Origin of the sequence: Corynebacterium hiratae (genome assembly GCF_009708045.1) — a bacterium.
In the GTDB taxonomy this organism is placed as follows: Bacteria; Actinomycetota; Actinomycetes; order Mycobacteriales; family Mycobacteriaceae; genus Corynebacterium; species Corynebacterium hiratae.
Genome location: NZ_VIOG01000002.1, coordinates 140,694 through 158,555, shown reverse-complemented (window position 1 = coordinate 158,555; position 17,862 = coordinate 140,694). Strand labels below are relative to the sequence as shown.

At 60.2% G+C, this 17,862-nt stretch carries 13 protein-coding genes, 2 tRNA genes and 2 pseudogenes; 9 read left to right on the top strand and 8 right to left on the bottom strand.

Annotation, left to right across the window (positions count from 1 at the left end; translation table 11 throughout):
• Position 1: 1 nt before the first annotated feature.
• Genes FME68_RS02485 through FME68_RS02470 form a run of 4 tightly spaced genes read left to right on the top strand, consistent with a single transcriptional unit; the run spans position 2 to position 4,413 of the window.
• Positions 2-1,699: a dipeptide ABC transporter ATP-binding protein gene (locus FME68_RS02485; protein ID WP_070517673.1), complete on the top strand. Its 1,698-nt coding sequence runs from the start codon at positions 2-4 to the stop codon at positions 1,697-1,699.
• Positions 1,700-1,729: 30 nt separating this feature from the next.
• Positions 1,730-2,917 (top strand): alkylhydroperoxidase domain protein, encoded by a 1,188-nt coding sequence (locus tag FME68_RS02480; protein ID WP_158395795.1) that lies wholly within the window; start codon positions 1,730-1,732, stop codon positions 2,915-2,917.
• An 18-nt stretch (positions 2,918-2,935) separates the two neighbouring features.
• A complete protein-coding gene (locus tag FME68_RS02475) occupies positions 2,936-3,610 on the top strand; it encodes an SDR family oxidoreductase (protein WP_158395794.1) in 675 nt (224 codons plus the stop codon).
• A 56-nt stretch (positions 3,611-3,666) separates the two neighbouring features.
• On the top strand, positions 3,667-4,413 hold the full coding sequence (locus tag FME68_RS02470; RefSeq protein WP_328287688.1) for a GntR family transcriptional regulator: 747 nt from the start codon (positions 3,667-3,669) through the stop codon (positions 4,411-4,413).
• Positions 4,414-4,691: 278 nt separating this feature from the next.
• Here the strand turns inward: FME68_RS02470 and FME68_RS02465 are convergent, their stop codons facing one another.
• Positions 4,692-5,816, bottom strand: coding sequence for an HNH endonuclease signature motif containing protein (locus FME68_RS02465; protein WP_158395792.1), 1,125 nt, complete (start codon positions 5,814-5,816; stop codon positions 4,692-4,694).
• Positions 5,817-6,051: 235 nt separating this feature from the next.
• Positions 6,052-8,591, bottom strand: a pseudogene (pepN, locus tag FME68_RS02460) (aminopeptidase N).
• Between the two features lie 101 nt (positions 8,592-8,692).
• On the opposite strand from pepN, the gene FME68_RS02455 reads away from it, so the two are divergent.
• Both FME68_RS02455 and FME68_RS02450 read left to right on the top strand, forming a co-directional pair.
• Positions 8,693-9,307 (top strand): mycothiol-dependent nitroreductase Rv2466c family protein, encoded by a 615-nt coding sequence (locus FME68_RS02455; RefSeq protein WP_158395790.1) that lies wholly within the window; start codon positions 8,693-8,695, stop codon positions 9,305-9,307.
• A gap of 37 nt (positions 9,308-9,344) precedes the next feature.
• Positions 9,345-9,818 (top strand): ribose-5-phosphate isomerase, encoded by a 474-nt coding sequence (locus FME68_RS02450; RefSeq protein WP_046647313.1) that lies wholly within the window; start codon positions 9,345-9,347, stop codon positions 9,816-9,818.
• On the opposite strand, the gene FME68_RS02445 is transcribed toward FME68_RS02450, so the two are convergent.
• Positions 9,815-10,642: an aldo/keto reductase gene (locus FME68_RS02445; protein ID WP_158395788.1), complete on the bottom strand. Its 828-nt coding sequence runs from the start codon at positions 10,640-10,642 to the stop codon at positions 9,815-9,817. The genes FME68_RS02450 and FME68_RS02445 overlap by 4 nt on opposite strands.
• 153 nt (positions 10,643-10,795) lie before the next feature.
• Positions 10,796-10,870, bottom strand: a tRNA-Gly gene (locus FME68_RS02440).
• 199 nt (positions 10,871-11,069) lie between these two features.
• On the opposite strand from FME68_RS02440, the pseudogene FME68_RS02435 reads away from it, so the two are divergent.
• From FME68_RS02435 to tig, 3 genes and pseudogenes are all read left to right on the top strand, one after another.
• Positions 11,070-11,887: pseudogene (locus tag FME68_RS02435) on the top strand (DUF1542 domain-containing protein).
• Between the two features lie 138 nt (positions 11,888-12,025).
• Positions 12,026-12,099 (top strand) — tRNA-Pro (locus tag FME68_RS02430).
• Positions 12,100-12,172: 73 nt separating this feature from the next.
• Complete coding sequence (gene tig, locus FME68_RS02425) at positions 12,173-13,528, top strand: trigger factor (RefSeq protein WP_070546361.1); 1,356 nt, start codon at positions 12,173-12,175, stop codon at positions 13,526-13,528.
• 173 nt (positions 13,529-13,701) lie between these two features.
• On the opposite strand, the gene FME68_RS02420 is transcribed toward tig, so the two are convergent.
• From FME68_RS02420 to nrdE, 4 genes are read right to left on the bottom strand one after another with little or no spacing between them, the layout of a single operon-like run.
• Complete coding sequence (locus tag FME68_RS02420) at positions 13,702-14,283, bottom strand: NADPH-dependent FMN reductase (RefSeq protein ID WP_158395786.1); 582 nt, start codon at positions 14,281-14,283, stop codon at positions 13,702-13,704.
• Positions 14,284-14,322: 39 nt separating this feature from the next.
• Positions 14,323-14,595 (bottom strand): hypothetical protein, encoded by a 273-nt coding sequence (locus FME68_RS02415; protein ID WP_034655492.1) that lies wholly within the window; start codon positions 14,593-14,595, stop codon positions 14,323-14,325.
• Positions 14,579-15,604, bottom strand: a complete 1,026-nt coding sequence (gene nrdF / locus FME68_RS02410) for a class 1b ribonucleoside-diphosphate reductase subunit beta (RefSeq protein ID WP_023020918.1) — start codon at positions 15,602-15,604, stop codon at positions 14,579-14,581. Before nrdF ends, FME68_RS02415 begins: the two co-directional genes overlap by 17 nt.
• A gap of 51 nt (positions 15,605-15,655) precedes the next feature.
• Positions 15,656-17,851: a class 1b ribonucleoside-diphosphate reductase subunit alpha gene (nrdE, locus tag FME68_RS02405; RefSeq protein ID WP_158395905.1), complete on the bottom strand. Its 2,196-nt coding sequence runs from the start codon at positions 17,849-17,851 to the stop codon at positions 15,656-15,658.
• Between the last annotated feature and the right edge of the window lie 11 nt (positions 17,852-17,862).

Below are 17,862 nucleotides of genomic sequence, written 5' to 3'. Positions count from 1 at the left end.
CATGACTGTTATAAAAGATGCAGCTCAGCCCCTGCTCAGCGTGCGGGATCTAAACGTGTCCTATTCCACTGCAGGTGGTGACGTTTCCGCCGTGCAAGGCGTCAACCTCGAGGTTCACCCGGGGCAGATGACCGCCATCGTGGGCGAGTCCGGCTCCGGCAAGACCACCTCCGCCATGGCAGCCATCGGCTTGCTGCCCTCGAATGCCACCATCGATGCCGGAACCATCACCTTCGATGGCCGCGATATCACTTCGCTGCGTCGCCGCGAGTGGCGTGAGCTGCGTGGGCGGCGCATCGGCCTCATCCCGCAGGACCCGAACAACTCCCTCAACCCGGTGCAGACCATCGGCGCCTCGGTGGAGGAGGGGCTGCGCATCCACAAGGTTGGTACTGCGGCCGAGCGCAAGGCTAAGGCGTTGGAGTTGCTGGAGCGCGTCGGCATCGATGACCCTGCGCGCCGCTATCACCAGTACCCGCACGAGCTGTCCGGCGGCATGAAGCAGCGCGTGCTCATCGCCGCCGCCGTGGCGCTGGAGCCCGACCTCATCATCGCCGATGAGCCCACCTCCGCGCTGGATGTCACCGTGCAGAAGATCATCCTCGACCTCCTCGACGACATGCGCGCAGAGCTCGGCATGGGCATCCTCTTCATTACCCACGACCTCGCCGTGGCCGGTGACCGCGCCGACCGCGTCGTGGTCATGGAGTCCGGCCAGCTGCGCGAGGAGGGCCTGGCCGCCACGGTGCTGACGAACCCGCGCCACGACTACACCAAACGCCTGCTTGCCGACGCCCCCTCCCTCACCGTCGCCGACGCCCGCACAGCAACCACCGGCGCTGTTGCGAAGGCTGGCGCAACCGCTGAACGCGCTTCTTCTGTTCCCCACGTCGCGGCGACTGCTCGGGATGCCGGCGAACCACTGGTGCGCGTGGAAGGCCTGACCCAGCGCTTCGGCGACTTCACCGCGGTCGATGACATCTCCTTCACCGTGGCCAAGGGATCCACCCACGCCATCGTGGGCGAGTCCGGCTCCGGCAAGACCACGACTGGGCGCAGCATCGCCATGTTCAACACCCCGACATCGGGCAGCATCACCGTGGGCGGGCGTGACATCGTGGGCCTGCGCGGCAAGGCCTTGCGTGAAGAGCGTAACAACATCCAGCTGGTCTACCAGAACCCCTACGGCTCCCTGGACCCCAAGCAGTCCATCGGCCAGACGGTAGCGGAGCCGCTGAGGAACTTGAAGGGGGCGCGTGCAAGTGCGGCCAAGGAAAAGGCTAAGGAGTTCTTGGACCTGGTGGCGCTGAACCCGGACTACTACGACCGCCGCCCGCGCGAGCTCTCCGGCGGCCAGCGCCAACGCGTGGCCATTGCGCGCGCCATGATCGTGGAACCGGAGCTGGTCATCCTCGACGAGGCAGTATCCGCCCTCGACGTCACCGTGCAGGCCCAGATCCTGCGGCTGCTGGCGCGGCTGCAGGAGGAGCTCGGCCTGACCTACATTTTCATCTCGCACGACCTCGCGGTGGTCAACCAGATTTCCGATACCGTCTCGGTGCTCTCCAAAGGCCAGCAGGTGGAGTGCGGGCCTACGGCAGAGGTATTTAGCAACCCGCAGTCACCGTTTACCCGGAAGCTCATCGAGGCCATCCCCGGCTCTCGCTACCGCGCCGGCGACCTCAACCTGGGTCTGTAGCCTGGGGCGAACACAAGAAAGGATTCATTCATGGCAGACATCATTAACCTGTTGGCGGGTGTTGAGGGAGATGTGGCTCAGCTGCGTGAGCGCCGGCCCGAAGCAAAGGAGAACGCACAGGCCTCCTTCGCCGCGCTCCTCGAGCCTTCAGCGCCCGGCACGTTCAGCTATGCGGAGCGCTACGCCATCGCCACCTTCGTTGCAGGCGTGTATCAGGCGGCTCCTGCCGTCGCCTTTTATTCTGACCTGCTGGCGGAGGAGTCGGAGGAGCTCGCCGCCGCGATAGCCCACGCTGTAGAGCACGGCATCACCACCGGCCCGTACATCGAGGGCGGTTTCACGCTTTTCGAGGGCCCACCGCGCCTCGCCGCCGCCCTTGACTTCGCCCACCTGCTGGTCTTCCACCCCAAGGACGCCTCCCCGGCCGCGATTGGTCACCTGCAGGCGGCCGGCTGGTCTAACGACGACATCGTGACGCTGGCGCAGCTGGTCAGCTTCCTGTCCTTCCAGCTGCGCGTGGTGCACGGCCTCTCCGTGCTTGCCGGTACCGCGCAGCCCACGCCCGTGACTGAGGCGCCGCGTCCCACCCAGACCCCGGAGTGGGTGCCGGGGGAGGGGACGTTGGTGCCGGACGTCGCCAAGCCGCAGGGCTTCGTGGCGCACTCGCTGGGCTGGAAGCCGTGGGTGCCGCCGCAGCCGAAGGAGGAGTTCACGGACGCGCAGCGCGATGCGCTGATTAAGCCCGAGCGCATCGACATGGAGTACTTCCGCCTGCTCGCCCGCGACCCGGCAGCGCTCAAGGCGCGCACGCTCACGGACCTGGACATCTTCTACAACACCGACGGCGGCCTCGGCCGCGCCGAGCGTGAGCTGGCCGCCACGGTGGTCTCGCGCCTCAACGGTTGCGAGTACTGCGCGTCGGTGCACCAGCAGCGCGCGAAGGAAGAGGGCGGCGGCGCCGTGGCGATTGACCGTTTGCTCGAAGAAGGCGTTTCCGCTGACCTGGGCTCGGCGCAGTGGTCCGCCATCCGCGATGTCGCCTTGGCGCTGACCGAGTCGCCTTTTGCCTTCGACGCCTCCCACGTTGAGCGCCTCGAGGCCGTGGGATTCGATACCCTAGCCATCATCGATGTCATCAACTCCACCGCGTTCTTCAACTGGGCCAACCGCCTGATGCTGACGCTGGGGGAGCCGGATGTGCCGAAGCGCTTCCGCTAACGAGAAGGAGGAACAACCATGTTGAAGACTGCCGTTGTAACTGGTGCGACGGGTGGAATGGGCGCGGAGATCATCAAGGACCTTGCCCGGGACCACCGCGTGTATGCACTAGGTCGGCGCGCCGGGGAGCTGCCGGAGGCGGATAACATCGTGCCGGTGGAAATCGACTTGCTGTCGCTTCTCGACGGCTCACCGCTTCCCTCCGAGCTTTCTGAACTGGAGCGCGTCGACGTGCTCGTTCACGCAGCGGCCCGGGCGGACAAGCGCTCGGTAGAAAGCGCTAGCCCTGAGGATTGGCGTGCGCAGATGGACCTCAACGTGCACGTTCCCGCCGAGCTGACCCGCCTGCTGCTGCCTGCGCTGCGCGCGGCGGAAGGGCTTGCGGTCTTCGTCAACTCCGGTGCCGGCATCCACTCATATGGTGACAACGTCATTTACGCCGCCACGAAGCACGCTTTGTACGCGCTTGCCGACGGCCTCCGCCTCGGCGAGCTCGGCATCCGCGTGTCTACCGTCGCGCCGGGCCCGACGGATACCCCGATGCTGCAGGGGCTGCAGGACTACAACCCAGAGCACGTCATCGCCCCGGTCGAGGTGGCGAAGGCTATCCGTGCCACCGTTGACGCTGGCCCGACGACGCAGCTGACTGAGATCCGCGTGCGCCCACGCATTGAGCTAAACCAGCGCAAGTAGGAGCCGCATTTTCTCTCAAGATGCGAAAAACGCAGCGCACGGTACAGTGATGAGGCGTGTCCACCTCTCAACGTCGCCGCCCCGCCTATTTGGTGATCGCGGATTCGCTGCGGAGCAAGATTGAATCCGGCGAACTGAAGCCGGGTGATCGCTTCCCCACGGAGCGGGAGTTAGTCCAGGAATACAAGGTGGCGCGCATGACGGTGCGCCACGCCTTGGACATCGTCCAGATCGAGGGGCTCATCGATCGCAAGCGCGGGCGCACCGGTGGCACCTTCGTGCGTGCCACCCCGCCGACGTTGAGCCTGACGAGCGGGCGCAGCGCGCTTGACCAATTACGGGAGCATGGTCTTGAGGTTGAGGTGCGGGTGCTGTCGTTGGCGTTGATTGAAACTCCGGGCCATCTTGCCTCCACCTTTGGGATTGAAGAAGGCGATGCCGTGTGGGAATGCCGCACGGTACAGATGACTGAAGGATCGCCCATCATGGTCTCCACGCTTCTTATCCCGCAGGCCTTGGCACCGCACCTCACGGAAGAGGAAATGCAGAAGCCGCTGACTGAACTATTGACGGAGCTTGACCTGGTGCCCGTGTTTAAGCGGGATTCCCTCGTGGCCGCGACCGCGCGCACGGAGGAGCAGAAAGCCCTGGGCGTTGGACGCAACCAACCGGTCTTGCGCATTACGCGAACCGTCAAAGCAGAGGGCGGCCTCGTAGCCGCTCAGCTGGAGGAGACCCTGCGTCCTGATGCGGTCACGGTGGAGGTAGTCATCGGCGAGGACCCCACGCCGACCCTCGACTAGAAACCAGCGAGGGCTCCATGCGTTCTGCCTCGCCCGGAAATGCGAATGCGCACGCCAGGCAACCCGCCACCCACCATCCGGTTGGCGGGTTTCGTTCTTTAAGGGCTTAAGGGGTTCTTCCGTGGCTGCTCCTGCTGCATCCGGCGTCGAGTGAAGCGCAACCTGGGATCGCCGATATGCCCGTCAGCATGGCTTTGTCTGACGGGTTCTTCTATCGGGAGCGCCTTTGTTGCAGGTTACCGGCGCTTTTCCTTTTCTGGGCTTCGAGTGGTTGGGGGTTAGCTGCTGTCGGGTGGTGGGTCCGGGGGTTGGGCTGGCGCTGTGGCTTGTGTCTTTGTGGCTGCTTTCTCGGCGTTGAGTCTGGCGATGGCTTCTTGGTATTCGGGCATTGCGGTAATTGGTGTGCCCCAGGGTGGGATGAAGCTGACTCCGGTGTTCAAGCGGTACATGTAGCCGCGCCCGGTAGGCCTTAAAGGGTCATCGTCATTAATGCCGTTGTGGTAGGCGCACAAAAACGTCAGGTTCTTGATGTTGGTGTAGCCACCAGCCTGCCAAGGGATGAGGTGATGGATTTGGCAGTAATCAGCTGGCTTATTACACCCAGGCCTAGAACAGGTGTGGAATTCAGCGTGCAGGGTAAGGCGTTGGTTGAAGTTTGCCCCACGCTCGAGCCGCCAGGTGTTGATGGGGCCTTCGATGGGATGCACGATGGTGGCGTACCCGATTTCGGCAAACTTGTGGGTGAGGAATTCCGCCCCTGTCATGCGCCCACCGTTGGTCAGGTTGAGTTCGATCTCGTCCCCGTCGCCGTTGATGATCTGGTCGAGTTCGTTCAACGTGACGATGACTTGGGTGCGCACGGAAGGCTTGGTGCCGGCTGTTTCTTGGTTGAAGAAGACGTCGTTGGCGGCTTGAAGCAGGTCGGTGTTGGTGGATTCAAGGACTGCGCGCATGTTGGCAATCGTGGTGGCATCGTCAGTAATGGAGAGCGTGTTAGGCCCTTCGGCTCTGTAGGTGATGCGTACGCCTGGTTTGGCGGTTCTTTTACGTGTGAGTTCTTTAAGCCGTGCGGTGGCGACCTGGCGGATGCGGTGTGCGGGTGTGGCGGCGAGTCTTGTTCTGAGGTTCCAGGCGTCGAGGGTTTTCTTTACTTTTGAAACGTAGGTTTCGATGAGTGTGAGGGTGCCCAGGCTGTGGCGTTGGGCAAGGGCGGCTGCACGTGCCTTCTTTTGCTTGCCCGTATAGCGGGTGGGGCCGAAGTACACCTGGTGTAGCTGTGACAGCTCGGCAGCATCGGCTGGGTCGGCGCCGAGCGCGCGGAGCTCATCGGGTGAGCCAGGTATATGCTCCACCAGCGCAATCCCCGAGTTGCGAAGGCGGAGGTAGGTTTCGATATCCCCCATGGGCACAGAGACTAAAACAGGTCTCTGCACCCCGCAACCGGAGGAACAAACAACCAGCTCAGGTGGTGTGGTGAACGTGCAACAGGGGATAAGTCGCTGGAACGGTGCGGGGCGAACGCAGGCCTCATCGGCGCGCGGCGCTGGCATGGTGAGGAGTGCGGTTTGGTCATGGCCGCGCGTGGCGGGCGTGGAGTTGGAACGAGAAAAGCCCCTCAGGGAGGGGCTAGACGCGGTGTTAACCGCGGTCGACGGCGCGGTTGCGCAGGGCGCGGGCGAGGCGGTCACGCTGCTCGGTCACGGCGCGACGCAGGCCACCGGCCAGGTCGCGGGAGAGGAACTCATCGGCACGGTCGAGGGTTTCCTGGCTGACATCCCAGCGCGGGAACAACCCGGTCACCGTGGTCAAGGCAATCTCGTTGGACTGCGCGGACCAAATCTTTTCCGCCACGTCGAAGAACTCAGCACTCGGCAGGAGTTCATCGGAACCCACGAAAGTCAGGCCCGCTAGCTTCGACTCCAAGTCGCGGTTGCCCAGTTCACCGGCGACAATCTCGTCCCACACCGCGCGCTTGTTGTCCTCGGTGTTTACGGCAGCCAACGCCTTAAGCGAGGCCTGGTAGCCCGTCGCGGTGTTATCGCGCTTGAGTTCCTCAGCCACCGCCGTCATGGCGGCGCCGGCGGCCTCGGGACCGGTGACGTCGGCAAGCGAGCCATCGGCGATGAGCGCGGTGAGCGCCTTCCAGCGCAGGCCCGCATCCGAGGAAGCCTCAAGGAGATCCTGGAAGAATGCGCGGGAGGCGTCGTGAAGCCTGATGCCGGACAGGACCTGGGTGAAGACGATGGAGCGCTCAGTGTTGTCGGAGCGGGCGCCGTCAAGGAGGGCGTCGGCAAGCTGCGTATCCTCCTTTGCCCACTCGGGGTCCGCATAGGTGGACTGGGCCGTTGCGGCCTGGGAGAGGATGCGCTCCAGCACGGCGAGCTCGGTCTCCGCCGCCGCGCCGCGGGCGACAAGCGCCACGAAATCGCGGGCGCGCATGGTACCTGCCCGGGTCATCTCCCAGGCGGTGGACCAGCACAAAGTGCGGGCCATGGGGTCCTCGAACTTGTCGATATTCTCCTGCAGGAACTGCAGGGAACCGGCGTCCAGCTCGATGAGGCAGTAGGTCAGGTCATCGTCGTTAGGCAGCACAAAGTCGATGTCCGCCTGCTTGCGGCCAATGAGTTCCGGAATCTCGGTAAAGGCGCCATCGATATCCATCTCGATGCGCTCGGTGCGCACCACCTTCTCTCCTTGCAGGGCGTAGACGCCGACGGCGACGCGGTGGGTGCGCAGAGTATCGCCACGTTGGGTGAGATAGGCCTGTGTGATGGTGCCGGACTCGTCCGTCTCCAACGCCACACCCAGAGTGTTCACGCCCGTGCTCTTCAGCCACTGCTGTGCCCAGAAGGACAGGTCGCGCCCCGAGGCCTCCTCCAGGTGGCGCAGCAAATCCCCGAAAGTAGCGTTGGCCCACTGGTGCTCCTGGAAGTGGCGGCGCACGCCAGCGAAGAAATTCTCGCGGCCCACGTACGCCTGCAACTGCTTCAGCACCGACGCGCCCTTGGCGTAGGTGATGCCGTCGAAGTTCTGCTCCACGGTCTCAATGTCAGAAGCATCCGTGGAAATCGGGTGCGTCGTGGGCAGCTGGTCCTGCTGGTAGGCCCACGCCTTCTCCACGTTGGCAAAGGTCACCCACGCGGTGTCGTACTGGGTCTCCTCCGCCTGGGAAATCGCCGCCGACCAGGTGGCGAAGGACTCGTTGAGCCACAGGTCATCCCACCACTGCATGGTCACGAGGTCGCCGAACCACATGTGCGCCAGCTCGTGCAGAATGGTGTCCGCGCGCGCTCATACTTGTAGTGCGAGGCTTGCGACGTAAAAACACACTCGTCGCGGATGGTCACGCAGCCGGCGTTCTCCATTGCGCCGGCGTTGAACTCCGGAACGAAAATCTGGTCATACTTGCCAAAGGGGTAAGCAAAGCCGAAGTTGCGGTGGTAGAAATCAAAGCCCTGCTTGGTCTCCGTGAACAGACGCTCTGCGTCGAGCGAATCCAGCAGCGAGGGGCGGCAATAAATACCCAGCGGCACCTCAACGGTTTTAGCAGGCGAGCCCTCCGGGTGCTCCGCCAAGGTGCCGGTCCACGTATCCGTCACGCCCACATATGGGCCCGCACACAGGGCAATCAGGTACGTCGACAGCGGGTAATCCACCGCCGCGCGCACGGTGTTGCCTGAACGCCTGATGGGGGAGTTGGTAATCACCGTCCAGTGCTCTGGGACCTCAAAAGCCAGCGAGTACGTAGCCTTCAAATCCGGCTGGTCAAAGCAGGCGAAGACGCGTTTGGCGTCGGCAGTCTCGAACTGGGTGTAGAGGTAAGCCTCGCCGTCGACCGGGTCAACGAAGCGGTGCAGGCCCTCGCCGGTGCGTGAATAGCGGATTTTCGCCACGACCTTCAGCTCATACTCCGCCACCTGCAAACCCGACAGCGGGATCCCGTACGTCGGGTCATAAGCACTGGTGGGCAGGGGAGCGCCGTTGAGGCGGATCTCGAGAAGCTCGTCACCGCGCAAGTCAATAAATGTGGAGCCAGCTTCCTTCACCCGGAATGTCACCACCGTGGTGGAGGTGAAAAACTCCTCCCCGGTGAGGTCGAGGGCAACGTCATAGTGGCTTACCTCCAGCATGCCGGAGCGCTGTTGGGCTTCCTCGCGGGTGAGGTTAATCGAGGTCATGTACTGTCTCTCCTCTTTCTCGGTACCTAAAGTCTCTGCACCAGCGTAGTCACACGCCTAGGGTGGGGTGCCACAGACTACACAAGCAAAGGAGATTTACTATGGCTCAACAAGTTACGTTCTGGTTCGACTGCTCCTGCCCGTTCGCGTGGTTGACCTCGCGTTGGATTAAGGAAGTAGAGAAGGTCCGCGATATCGAGGTGACCTTCCAGCCGATGTCCCTGTCGGTGCTCAACAAGGGCCGCGACTTGGACCCGGAGTACATGAAGATGATGGAAGCCAACTGGGGTCCCGCCCGTGTGGCAGCCAAGATTGCTGTGGAGGCCCCGGACAAGGTCGACGCCTTCTACACCGCCATGGGCACCCGCATCCACACGGAAGGCCAGGGCGGCAAGAAGGGGTACGGTGCCTACGATGACATCATTAAGCAGGCGCTTGACGACGCCTCCCTCCCTGCCGACTTCGCCTCCGTGGCTAACACCGAGGAGATGGATGAGAAACTGACCGAGTTCCACAACCGTGGCATTTCCGAGGTCGGCGACGAGGTCGGTACCCCAGTGGTGAAGTTCGGCGATACCGCTTTCTTCGGCCCGGTCATTACGCGCGTTCCCACCGGCGAGGAAGCAGGCGAGCTTTTCGACGCCTCCGTGCGCCTAGCCCAGTTCCCGTACTTCTTCGAGCTCAAGCGCTCCCGCACCGAATCCCCGCAGGTTTAGTGCGTGGGATGGCCCACAGGCCGGTAGGATGTGGGCCATGCGCGTTTATTTAGGAGCAGACCACGCAGGGTTCGAGATGAAGAACATCATCGCCGAGCACCTGAAGAAGCAGGGCCACGACGTCATTGACTGCGGTGCCCATGAGTACGACGCCGAGGATGACTACCCGGCATTTTGCATTGAGGCCGCGCTGCGGACCGTCAACGATCCGGGCTCGCTCGGCATCGTGCTCGGCGGTTCCGGCAACGGTGAGCAGATTGCCGCTAACAAGGTGAAGGGCGCGCGCTGCGCCCTGGCGTGGTCCCCGGAGACCGCACGCCTGGCCCGTGAGCACAACAATGCTCAGCTCATCGGCATCGGCGGCCGCATGCACTCCGAGGAGGAAGCACTCGCCATCGTGGACGCCTTCCTGGATCAGGAATGGTCCCGTGCCGAGCGCCACCAGCGCCGCATCGACATTCTTGCCGAGTACGAGCGCACCAACATTCCGCCGGAGCTTCCGGAAGCTTAGTTCATGTCCTTGGGGTGAGTGCCGCCGCGGCCCTCTTCCCCGAGGTCAAGATCAGTAATCGCAGCCATCTCGGATTCATCGAGTTCGAAGCCGAATACATCGAAGTTCTGCGCGATGCGCTCCGGGTTTTCGGACTTCGGGAACACGATGACGCCATTTTGCAGGTGCCAGCGGATGATCACTTGAGCGGGGGAAACGCCGTATTTCTCGGCAGGCTCGGTGATTTCCGGCTGCTCGAAGAGATCCGTCTTGCCCTGGCCCAATGGGCCCCAGGCTTCGATGTGCACCTGGTGGGCGCGGAAGGCATCGAGCTCACGCCAGCGCTGTAGGTAGGGGTGCAGCTCCACCTGGTTGACCACGGGGGTCTCATCAGTCTCGGTTTCCAGCTGGTCCAGGTGCTCGAGTTCGAAGTTGGAAACACCGATGGACTTGGCCTTGCCGGCCTTCTTTAGTTCAATGAGCTGCTTCCATGCCTCGACGTAGTGGCCGTTATCTGGGCAGGGCCAGTGGATGAGGTAGAGGTCCACGTAATCGAGACCTAGCTTCTCCAAGGACTCGTCGAGAGCTGCGGCCGCATCAGTCTGGCGGTCATTCCACAGCTTCGTGGTGATGAACAGCTCCTCGCGCGGGATGCCGGACTTGGCAATCGCGCGGCCCACACCTTCCTCGTTGCCGTAGATGGCAGCGGTATCGATGTGGCGGTAGCCCACCTTGAGGGCTTCGAGGACCAGTTCCTCGGTCTTGTCGGGGTCTACTTTGAAGACGCCGTAGCCGAGCTGGGGGATGGTGTTGCCGTCGTTGAGTTCAATATTGGGTACAGTCATGCGGCCCACTCTACGTAGGGGCGGCGCATTCTGACAGAAAAGATGCATTGCCAGGCATGATGCGGCGGCAATCCGAGCGGTCATCCCCAGCGGGTGCGAAAACGACTAAAGCTGCACCGGCTACCTAAAAGAGGTACTCAGTGCAGCTTTTCTTGGAGGGAATGACGGGAATCGAACCCGCGTCTTCAGCTTGGAAGGCTGAGGTATTAGCCACTATACGACATTCCCACAACCGGCAATCTTCAACTTTCAAGGCCTTGACTTTGAAAGCCGTTGAATCGGCGTGCCGATTACTTTAGCGCACGTGGTCGCTGAAAGGAAAATGGGAACTTAAGCGGGGTAAAGCGCGTTACTTTGAGTAGGTGTACAAGCAAAACAACACATGGTTCAACACGCAATTCAACTCTGAGATGAAAGTGGTGCTTTCGTGAGCTCGTTATTGCTCCTTATCCTCGTCGTCGGTGGCGGCGCATGGTTCCTGTCCTCGCGCAACGGGAAGAAGCAGCAAGAGCTGCGTGAATCCCAGCGTTTTGAGGACGCGATGGCGGATGCGCGCCGCTGGACCGAGCGCCTTGGTGGCCAGGTCATGAACTTAAGCGGAACGGACACCGCCTCCCAGCAGGCCATGGCGGATGCGTCCGAGCGTTTTACCGCCGCTAACTCCGCGATTTCCCAGGCCACGACGGTCAAGCAAGCGCACCTAGCGCGCGAATCTGCGCTGGAGGGTCTTTACTATGTTGCGGCCGCCGCGAGATTATGGGCATGGACCCGGGTCCTGAGCTGCCGCCGCTGGAAGGTCAGCGCCAGGCCGGCAAGGTGACGGAGACCCGCACGGTGGAGGCCAATGGGGAGACGCTGACGGCGTCGCCAAGCGCATCCGCAGAAACCCCCAACTACTACCCGGGTGGTGTCGTGGCTGGACGCCCGGTCCCGGCCGGTTGGTACTCCCGCCCGTGGTGGGCCGATGCGTTGACCACCGGCGTGTGGATGGTGGGCTACTCCATGATGTTTAACGCCATGTTCGCCGGCATGGCGGGAGTGGGCTACTCCGCCGCGGCGGCTGAAAGCGGCGACTGGGGTGGAGACCTCGGCGGCGCTGATGGCATGGACGGCGGTGCCATGGACGGAGCCGGTGATATGGGCGCTGGCGATGTCGGAGGAGGCGACGATGGCGGCTTCTTCGATGGCCTCTTTGGCGGTGACGGAGGCGATGGTGGAATGTTTGATTTTGACTTCGACTTCTAAAGAATAAAAGCGCCTCTGACATGCACGAATGAAGTTAAATTGGGGCCGGTGTTGGGATAGCTAAGCGCCTATCGGTACACTAGCCCCAGTATGAAGCGCAGCTGCGTGCGGAACTTCCGGGCGCAGAGGCTTTCCATACGGGGCGTGGCGCAGCTTGGTAGCGCACCTGCTTTGGGAGCAGGGGGTCGCAGGTTCAAATCCTGTCGCCCCGACGTATGGGGGCCTGGACGTACATCCAGGCCCCTTAATTACATCTTTAAACGATCACAATCAGGAGAGTTTCTCGTGAAGACCACCGTAGACAAGCTGAGCGATACCCGCGTCAAGCTCACCGTCAACGTTCCGTTCGCTGAGCTGGACAAGGAAATCGATCAGGCCTACGCGGCGATCGCGCAGCAGGTTTCCATCCCGGGTTTCCGTAAGGGCAAGGCACCGCGCCAGCTTATCGACGCCCGCTTTGGTCGTGGCCCCATCCTCGAGCAGGTAGTCAATGACATGTTGCCGTCCCGCTACGAGCAGGCTGTTACCGAAAACGATCTCAAGGTCATTGGTCAGCCGGAGATCGACATTGCCAAGCTGGAGGACAACGATTTTGTCGAGTTCACCGCTGAGGTAGATATCCGCCCCGAGTTCGAGGTGCCGGACTTCTCCAAGATTTCCGTCAAGGTGCCGGCGCTCGAGATCGGCGATGAAGACGTCGACAAGGCCCTCGAGGACCTGGCTTCCCGCTTCGGTGAGCTCAAGGACACCAAGCGCAAGATGAAGACCGGTGATTTCGCTGTCATCGACATCACTACCGAGGTTGATGGCACCAAGCTGGAGGAGGCTTCCCACGAGGGGATGACCTATCGCATCGGTGACGACAACCTGATTAAGGGCCTCGACACCGCACTGCGCGGCATGAAGACCGACGAGGACAACGAGTTCACCACCACTATCCAGTCCGGTGAGCACGAGGGCGAAGAGGCCACCGTGAAGGTCCACGTCCAGCAGACCAAGGAGCGCAAGCTGCCGGATCTCGACGACGAGTTCGCACAGATGGCCTCCGAGTTTGACACCATCGACGAGCTGCGCGAGGATACCAAGACCCGCGTCGAGGAGACCAAGAAGTCTGAGCAGGCTGCCGCTATCCGCGATGAGGTCCTGAAGGCCGCTCTGGCTGAGGTTTCCTTCGAGCTGCCGTCCTCCATCGTTGATGAGCAGGTTCACGCTCAGCTGCATCAGATCCTGGGCCAGATGGCTCACGACGAGAAGGCGCTGGCCCAGCTGCTTGAGGCACAGGGAACGACCCGCGAGGAGTTCGACGCTGATGCTCGCAAGTCCGCTGAGGAATCTGTCCGCACCCAGCTCTTCCTGGACGCACTGGCTGAGGTTGAGGAGCCGGAGGTGTCTCAGCAGGAGCTGACCGACCACATTCTGTTCACCGCTCAGTCCTACGGCATGGACCCGAACCAGTTCATCCAGCAGCTGCAGTCCAGCAACCAGCTGGGTAACCTGTTCTCCGACGTTCGCCGCGGCAAGGCCCTGGCTACGGCTATCTGCCGCGCCGAGGTCACCGACGAGGCCGGCAACAAGGTTGATGTTGACCAGTACTTCGGTGAGATCGACGAGGACGAGGCTGAGGCTTCCGAGGAGAAGTAATCTCCCGCTTGTAATGTGCCGCTGCCACATGTGTGGTGGCGTGCGCGCGTGAAACCCCGGATTCAGGTAACTCAAGGATGAGCCTGAATCCGGGGTTTGTGTCATTGTGAACGCCCTCTAGGAGTCTTTGAGTACTTCGTAGAGGGCGTGATGGGTGTTGGCTGGGGATACCGCTAGCCGTTCTTGGCTCTAAAGGCCTTGTCGGTTAGCTGCAGGAATCGCATAACGTAATCCTTGACAAAGTCTGCGGTGCGTTCATTGAGATGTCCGGACTCTTCGAAAAGCGTGGGGGATTGACCCAGAAATACTTCGGGCTGACCAGGAAGCGGCATATCGAAGTAGGACAGGGCGAGGCGAAGGTTCTTCTGTGAACTGTAGCCGCCCATGCGGCCTACAGAGTGGCTAATGATACCTGCGGGAAGGTTCTTCCACGCCACATCTGAGTTGGGTTTAGAGCCGATGTCCACTGCGTTTTTGAGGCAGGCAGGGATAGTGCGGTTGTTCTCGGGCGTAATGAAGAGGATCCCGCTCGAGTTCTTGATGGTCTCGCGAAAGCTGGTGTACTCAGCCGGAGTGGGCTTGTCCGTGACGGCGGGGTCATCGTAGTCGAAGTCATAGAGCGGCAAGTCACGGATTTCCACGATGTTTGCCTCGTAGTCTTCAGGGATCATCGTGAGCACCTCGTGTGCAATCTTGCGTGCACATGACTCTCGGCGCAGGCTGCCGACGATTACGCTGATACGTGGGATGGTCATGGTAAACCTTCTTTCTCAGTTGGGTGTAGGGAGACGTGGTCAAGGGAGAAAAGGCTTGCAGCCAAAGGCCGGTGGTGGGCCGGCAGCGTGGGCGGCGGTGAGGAAGCCATCTACTTTGTCTCCTTCTTCATGGCGGAAGTACAGTTCGATGAGTCCTAGAAGCCCCCCGAGGACGGCCTCTCGTGCGGCGGATGTATTCAACAGCCGCATGGCTGCGGGTTGGTTTCCTTCGCGGATGGCTTCAAACAGCGCGATGGTCTCAAGCCAGCTTCCTTGGTCCGGTCGCGGAAAAGGTTTAGAAATCCCAGTCATCATCACTCGTTTCTTCAGCAGTACCAATGACATAGGAGGAACCAGATCCAGAGAAGAAGTCATGGTTCTCATCTGCTCCGGGGGCTAGGGCGGCGAGGATTTCTGGGTTCACTTCCGTTTCTTCGGGCGGGAAATAATCCGGGTAGCCCAAATTCATGAGCGCCTTATTGGCGTTATAGCGAACGAACACGGCTACATCATCCATGAGTCCCAAAGGCTCATATAGCTCGCCGGAATAGTCCAGCTCTAGTGCATAAAGCTCTTCGAGCAAAGAAATGGTGAAATCATGCATCTCCTTCTGCCGTAGCGGGGTCGTGGATTCAAGACCGCGCTGATATTTGTAACCCGAGTAGTAGCCGTGCACTGCCTTGTCACGCAGAATGAGGCGAATCATGTCTGCCGTATTTGTCAGGGTGGCGTGGACAGAAAAGTGCAAGGGAAGATAGAAACCCGCGTAGAGAAGCAGCGAGGAAAGCAGCGTCGATGACACCTTGCGTTTGAGTGGATCCGGCCCAAAATAGTGCGCGAGCACTTTCTTGGCGCGTGCCTGGAGAAGGTCGTTATTCACCGCCCAGCGGTATGCTTCATCAATTTCCTTTGTACTGCTCAGGGTAGAAAACACTGAAGAGTAAGAACGGGCATGGACTGACTGCATGAAGGCGATGTTGGTATACACGGCCTCCTCGTGTTCGGTGCGGGCATCTTGAATCTGACAGATTTCTCCCACAGTGGCCTGGACAGTATCCAGGGTGGTGAGTCCCGTGAACACCCGCATGGTGAGGTTGCGTTCCTCGGGCGTCATCTTCTGCCACGCCGGGAGATCGTTAGAAAGCGGGACCTTCTCTGGCAACCAAAAGTTGGCGGTGAGACGGTTCCACACTTCAAGATCCTTATCATCGCTCACCCGATTCCAATTGATGGCGCGGATGCGGGCTGAAGGATCATGCCGGTAGCTCGGCGGAGTAACTGAAATGCTGGTTAGTTCAGCACTATTCGATGTTGAAGACATAGCTTCTTTCTTTCTGAGTGGATGGTTGTGGACAAGGGGAGGACCGTGCTCCTACAAAGCACAGGAGACGCAGCCTTCGACCTCGGTTCCTCGGAGCGCGGATTGGCGTAAACGGATGTAGTAGAGGGTCTTGATACCGGCTTTCCAGGCATATATTTGTGCCTTGTTGATGTCCCGCGTGGTGGTATCAGCGGTAAAGAACAAGGTCAGGGAAAGTCCTTGGTCCACGTGTTGGGTGGCCATGGCGTAGGTGTCGATGATTTTTTTGTATCCCACGGCGTAGGAGTCATCGAAATACTCCAGGTTGTCGTTGGTCATTTCCGGCGCGGGGTAGTACACACGCCCCAAGCGGCCCTCCTTGCGAATTTCAATCTTGGAGGCAATCGGGTGGATGGACGCGGTGGAGTCATTGATGTAGGAAATTGATCCAGTGGGTGGAACTGCCTGCAAGTAGGCGTTGTAGATGCCGTCTTGCATCACTTGTTTCTTGAGCCGTAGCCAATCCTCGCGTTGAGGAATCTGCACGCCTGCTTCATGGAAGAGCTGTTTTACGTGTTCAGTGGCTGGCACCCAGTCTTTGTCGATGTATTTGTCAAAGTAGGCGCCAGTGGCATAGGTGGATTCTTCGAAGCCTGTGAATCGTTGACCTTTTTCAACCGCGAGTGCATGGGATGCGCGGAGCGCATGGTAGGTCACCGTGAGGAAATAAATATTTGTAAAGTCCAGTGCCTCGGCGCAGCCATAAGGAATACGCTGTGAAGCAAGGAAGCCGTGGAGATTCATTTGGCCCAGACCAATGGCATGCATGGAAGCATTTCCGTGAGCGATGGAAGGAACAGCTTCGATATTCGTCAGGTCTGAAACCTTCGTGAGGGCTCGCACTGCGGTTTCGACGGTCTCCCCAAAGTCCGGTGATTCAAAAGCTTTCGCAATGTTGAGCGAACCTAGATTGCAGGAAATATCCTGGCCAACGGTGGTGTAGTCACCCGAGGCTCCGTAGGTCGATGGCGTGTTGACCTGGAGGATTTCACTACACAGGTTGGACATATTGATATGTCCTTTGAGGGGATTAGCGCGGTTGACCGTATCCTCAAAGAGGATGTAGGGGTATCCGGATTCAAACTGAAGCTCAGCCAGCGTGGTGAAAAACTCGCGGGCCTTAATGGTCGTGTGAGAAATTCGCGGATTGGCAACCAACTCGTCGTAGTACTCGGTGATGGACATGTCAGACATGGCTACGCCGTACTCGTGAGCGATGTCATACGGGCTAAAAAGATGCATATCCTTGTTCTCTTTGGCCAGCCGGAAGGTTATATCTGGAATAACAACCCCCAGCGAAAGAGTCTTGATGCGGACTTTCTCATCGGCATTTTCCCGCTTGGTATCCAGAAAGCGAAGAATATCTGGATGGTGCGCATGCAGGTAGACGGCTCCAGCGCCCTGCCGGGCGCCCAATTGGTTGGCATAGCTGAAGCTATCTTCGAGAATCTTCATGACTGGGACTACGCCGGAAGCCTGGTTCTCAATCTTTTTGATCGGGGCTCCGGATTCGCGCAGATTGCTCAGCAACAAGGCCACTCCACCACCGCGTTTTGATAGTTGCAGTGCAGAGTTCACGCTGCGGCCAATGCTCTCCAAATTGTCTTCGATTCGCAGGAGGAAGCAGGAGACCATTTCGCCACGCTGGGCTTTGCCTGCGTTGAGAAAAGTAGGGGTGGCGGGCTGGAAGCGTCCGGTCATGATGTCATCCACCAGCTTTTCTGCGAGCTCTTCGTCGCCCTGTGCAAGGTATAAAGCTGTGGTGGCGACACGTTCTTCGTAGCCTTCTAGGAATCGGGAGCCATCAAAGGTTTTCAGTGCATATGAAGTAAAGAACTTAAATGCGCCGAGGAAGGTGCGGAACTGGTGTTTAGCTTGGTGTGCTCTGTCGTACATGGCGCACAGAAAGGCGTCATCATAAAGCTCAAGGAAATCCCGCTCGTAGTACTCGTTATCAACCAACCATTCCAAGCGTTGCGTGGTGGAATCGAACTGATGCATGCGGGGAGCGACATGGTGCGTGACATAGTCTTGTGCTGCCTGAATGTCCTTGTCAAACTGGATTTTTCCAGAAGCGTCGAACAAGTTCAGCTGCGCGTTGAGTGCGTGGTAGCTTTTGCGCTTGCCGACACCGCCGGCATTGTCTGCTGAAACGGTGCGGGGCGTAGTGCCATTAGGTTGTGTGGGGGTGGCATCGAGAGGCCACATTGTGTTTTCCA

Coding starts and splice junctions, on each gene's coding strand:
- FME68_RS02485 (WP_070517673.1), top strand. CDS start 2: ATGACTGTTATAAAAGATGCAGCTCAGCCCCTGCTCAGCGTGCGGGAT.
- FME68_RS02480 (WP_158395795.1), top strand. CDS start 1,730: ATGGCAGACATCATTAACCTGTTGGCGGGTGTTGAGGGAGATGTGGCT.
- FME68_RS02475 (WP_158395794.1), top strand. CDS start 2,936: ATGTTGAAGACTGCCGTTGTAACTGGTGCGACGGGTGGAATGGGCGCG.
- FME68_RS02465 (WP_158395792.1), bottom strand. CDS start 5,816: ATGGGGGATATCGAAACCTACCTCCGCCTTCGCAACTCGGGGATTGCG.
- FME68_RS02455 (WP_158395790.1), top strand. CDS start 8,693: ATGGCTCAACAAGTTACGTTCTGGTTCGACTGCTCCTGCCCGTTCGCG.
- FME68_RS02450 (WP_046647313.1), top strand. CDS start 9,345: ATGCGCGTTTATTTAGGAGCAGACCACGCAGGGTTCGAGATGAAGAAC.
- FME68_RS02445 (WP_158395788.1), bottom strand. CDS start 10,642: ATGACTGTACCCAATATTGAACTCAACGACGGCAACACCATCCCCCAG.
- FME68_RS02420 (WP_158395786.1), bottom strand. CDS start 14,283: ATGACCATCCCACGTATCAGCGTAATCGTCGGCAGCCTGCGCCGAGAG.
- FME68_RS02415 (WP_034655492.1), bottom strand. CDS start 14,595: ATGACTGGGATTTCTAAACCTTTTCCGCGACCGGACCAAGGAAGCTGG.
- nrdF (WP_023020918.1), bottom strand. CDS start 15,604: ATGTCTTCAACATCGAATAGTGCTGAACTAACCAGCATTTCAGTTACT.
- nrdE (WP_158395905.1), bottom strand. CDS start 17,851: ATGTGGCCTCTCGATGCCACCCCCACACAACCTAATGGCACTACGCCC.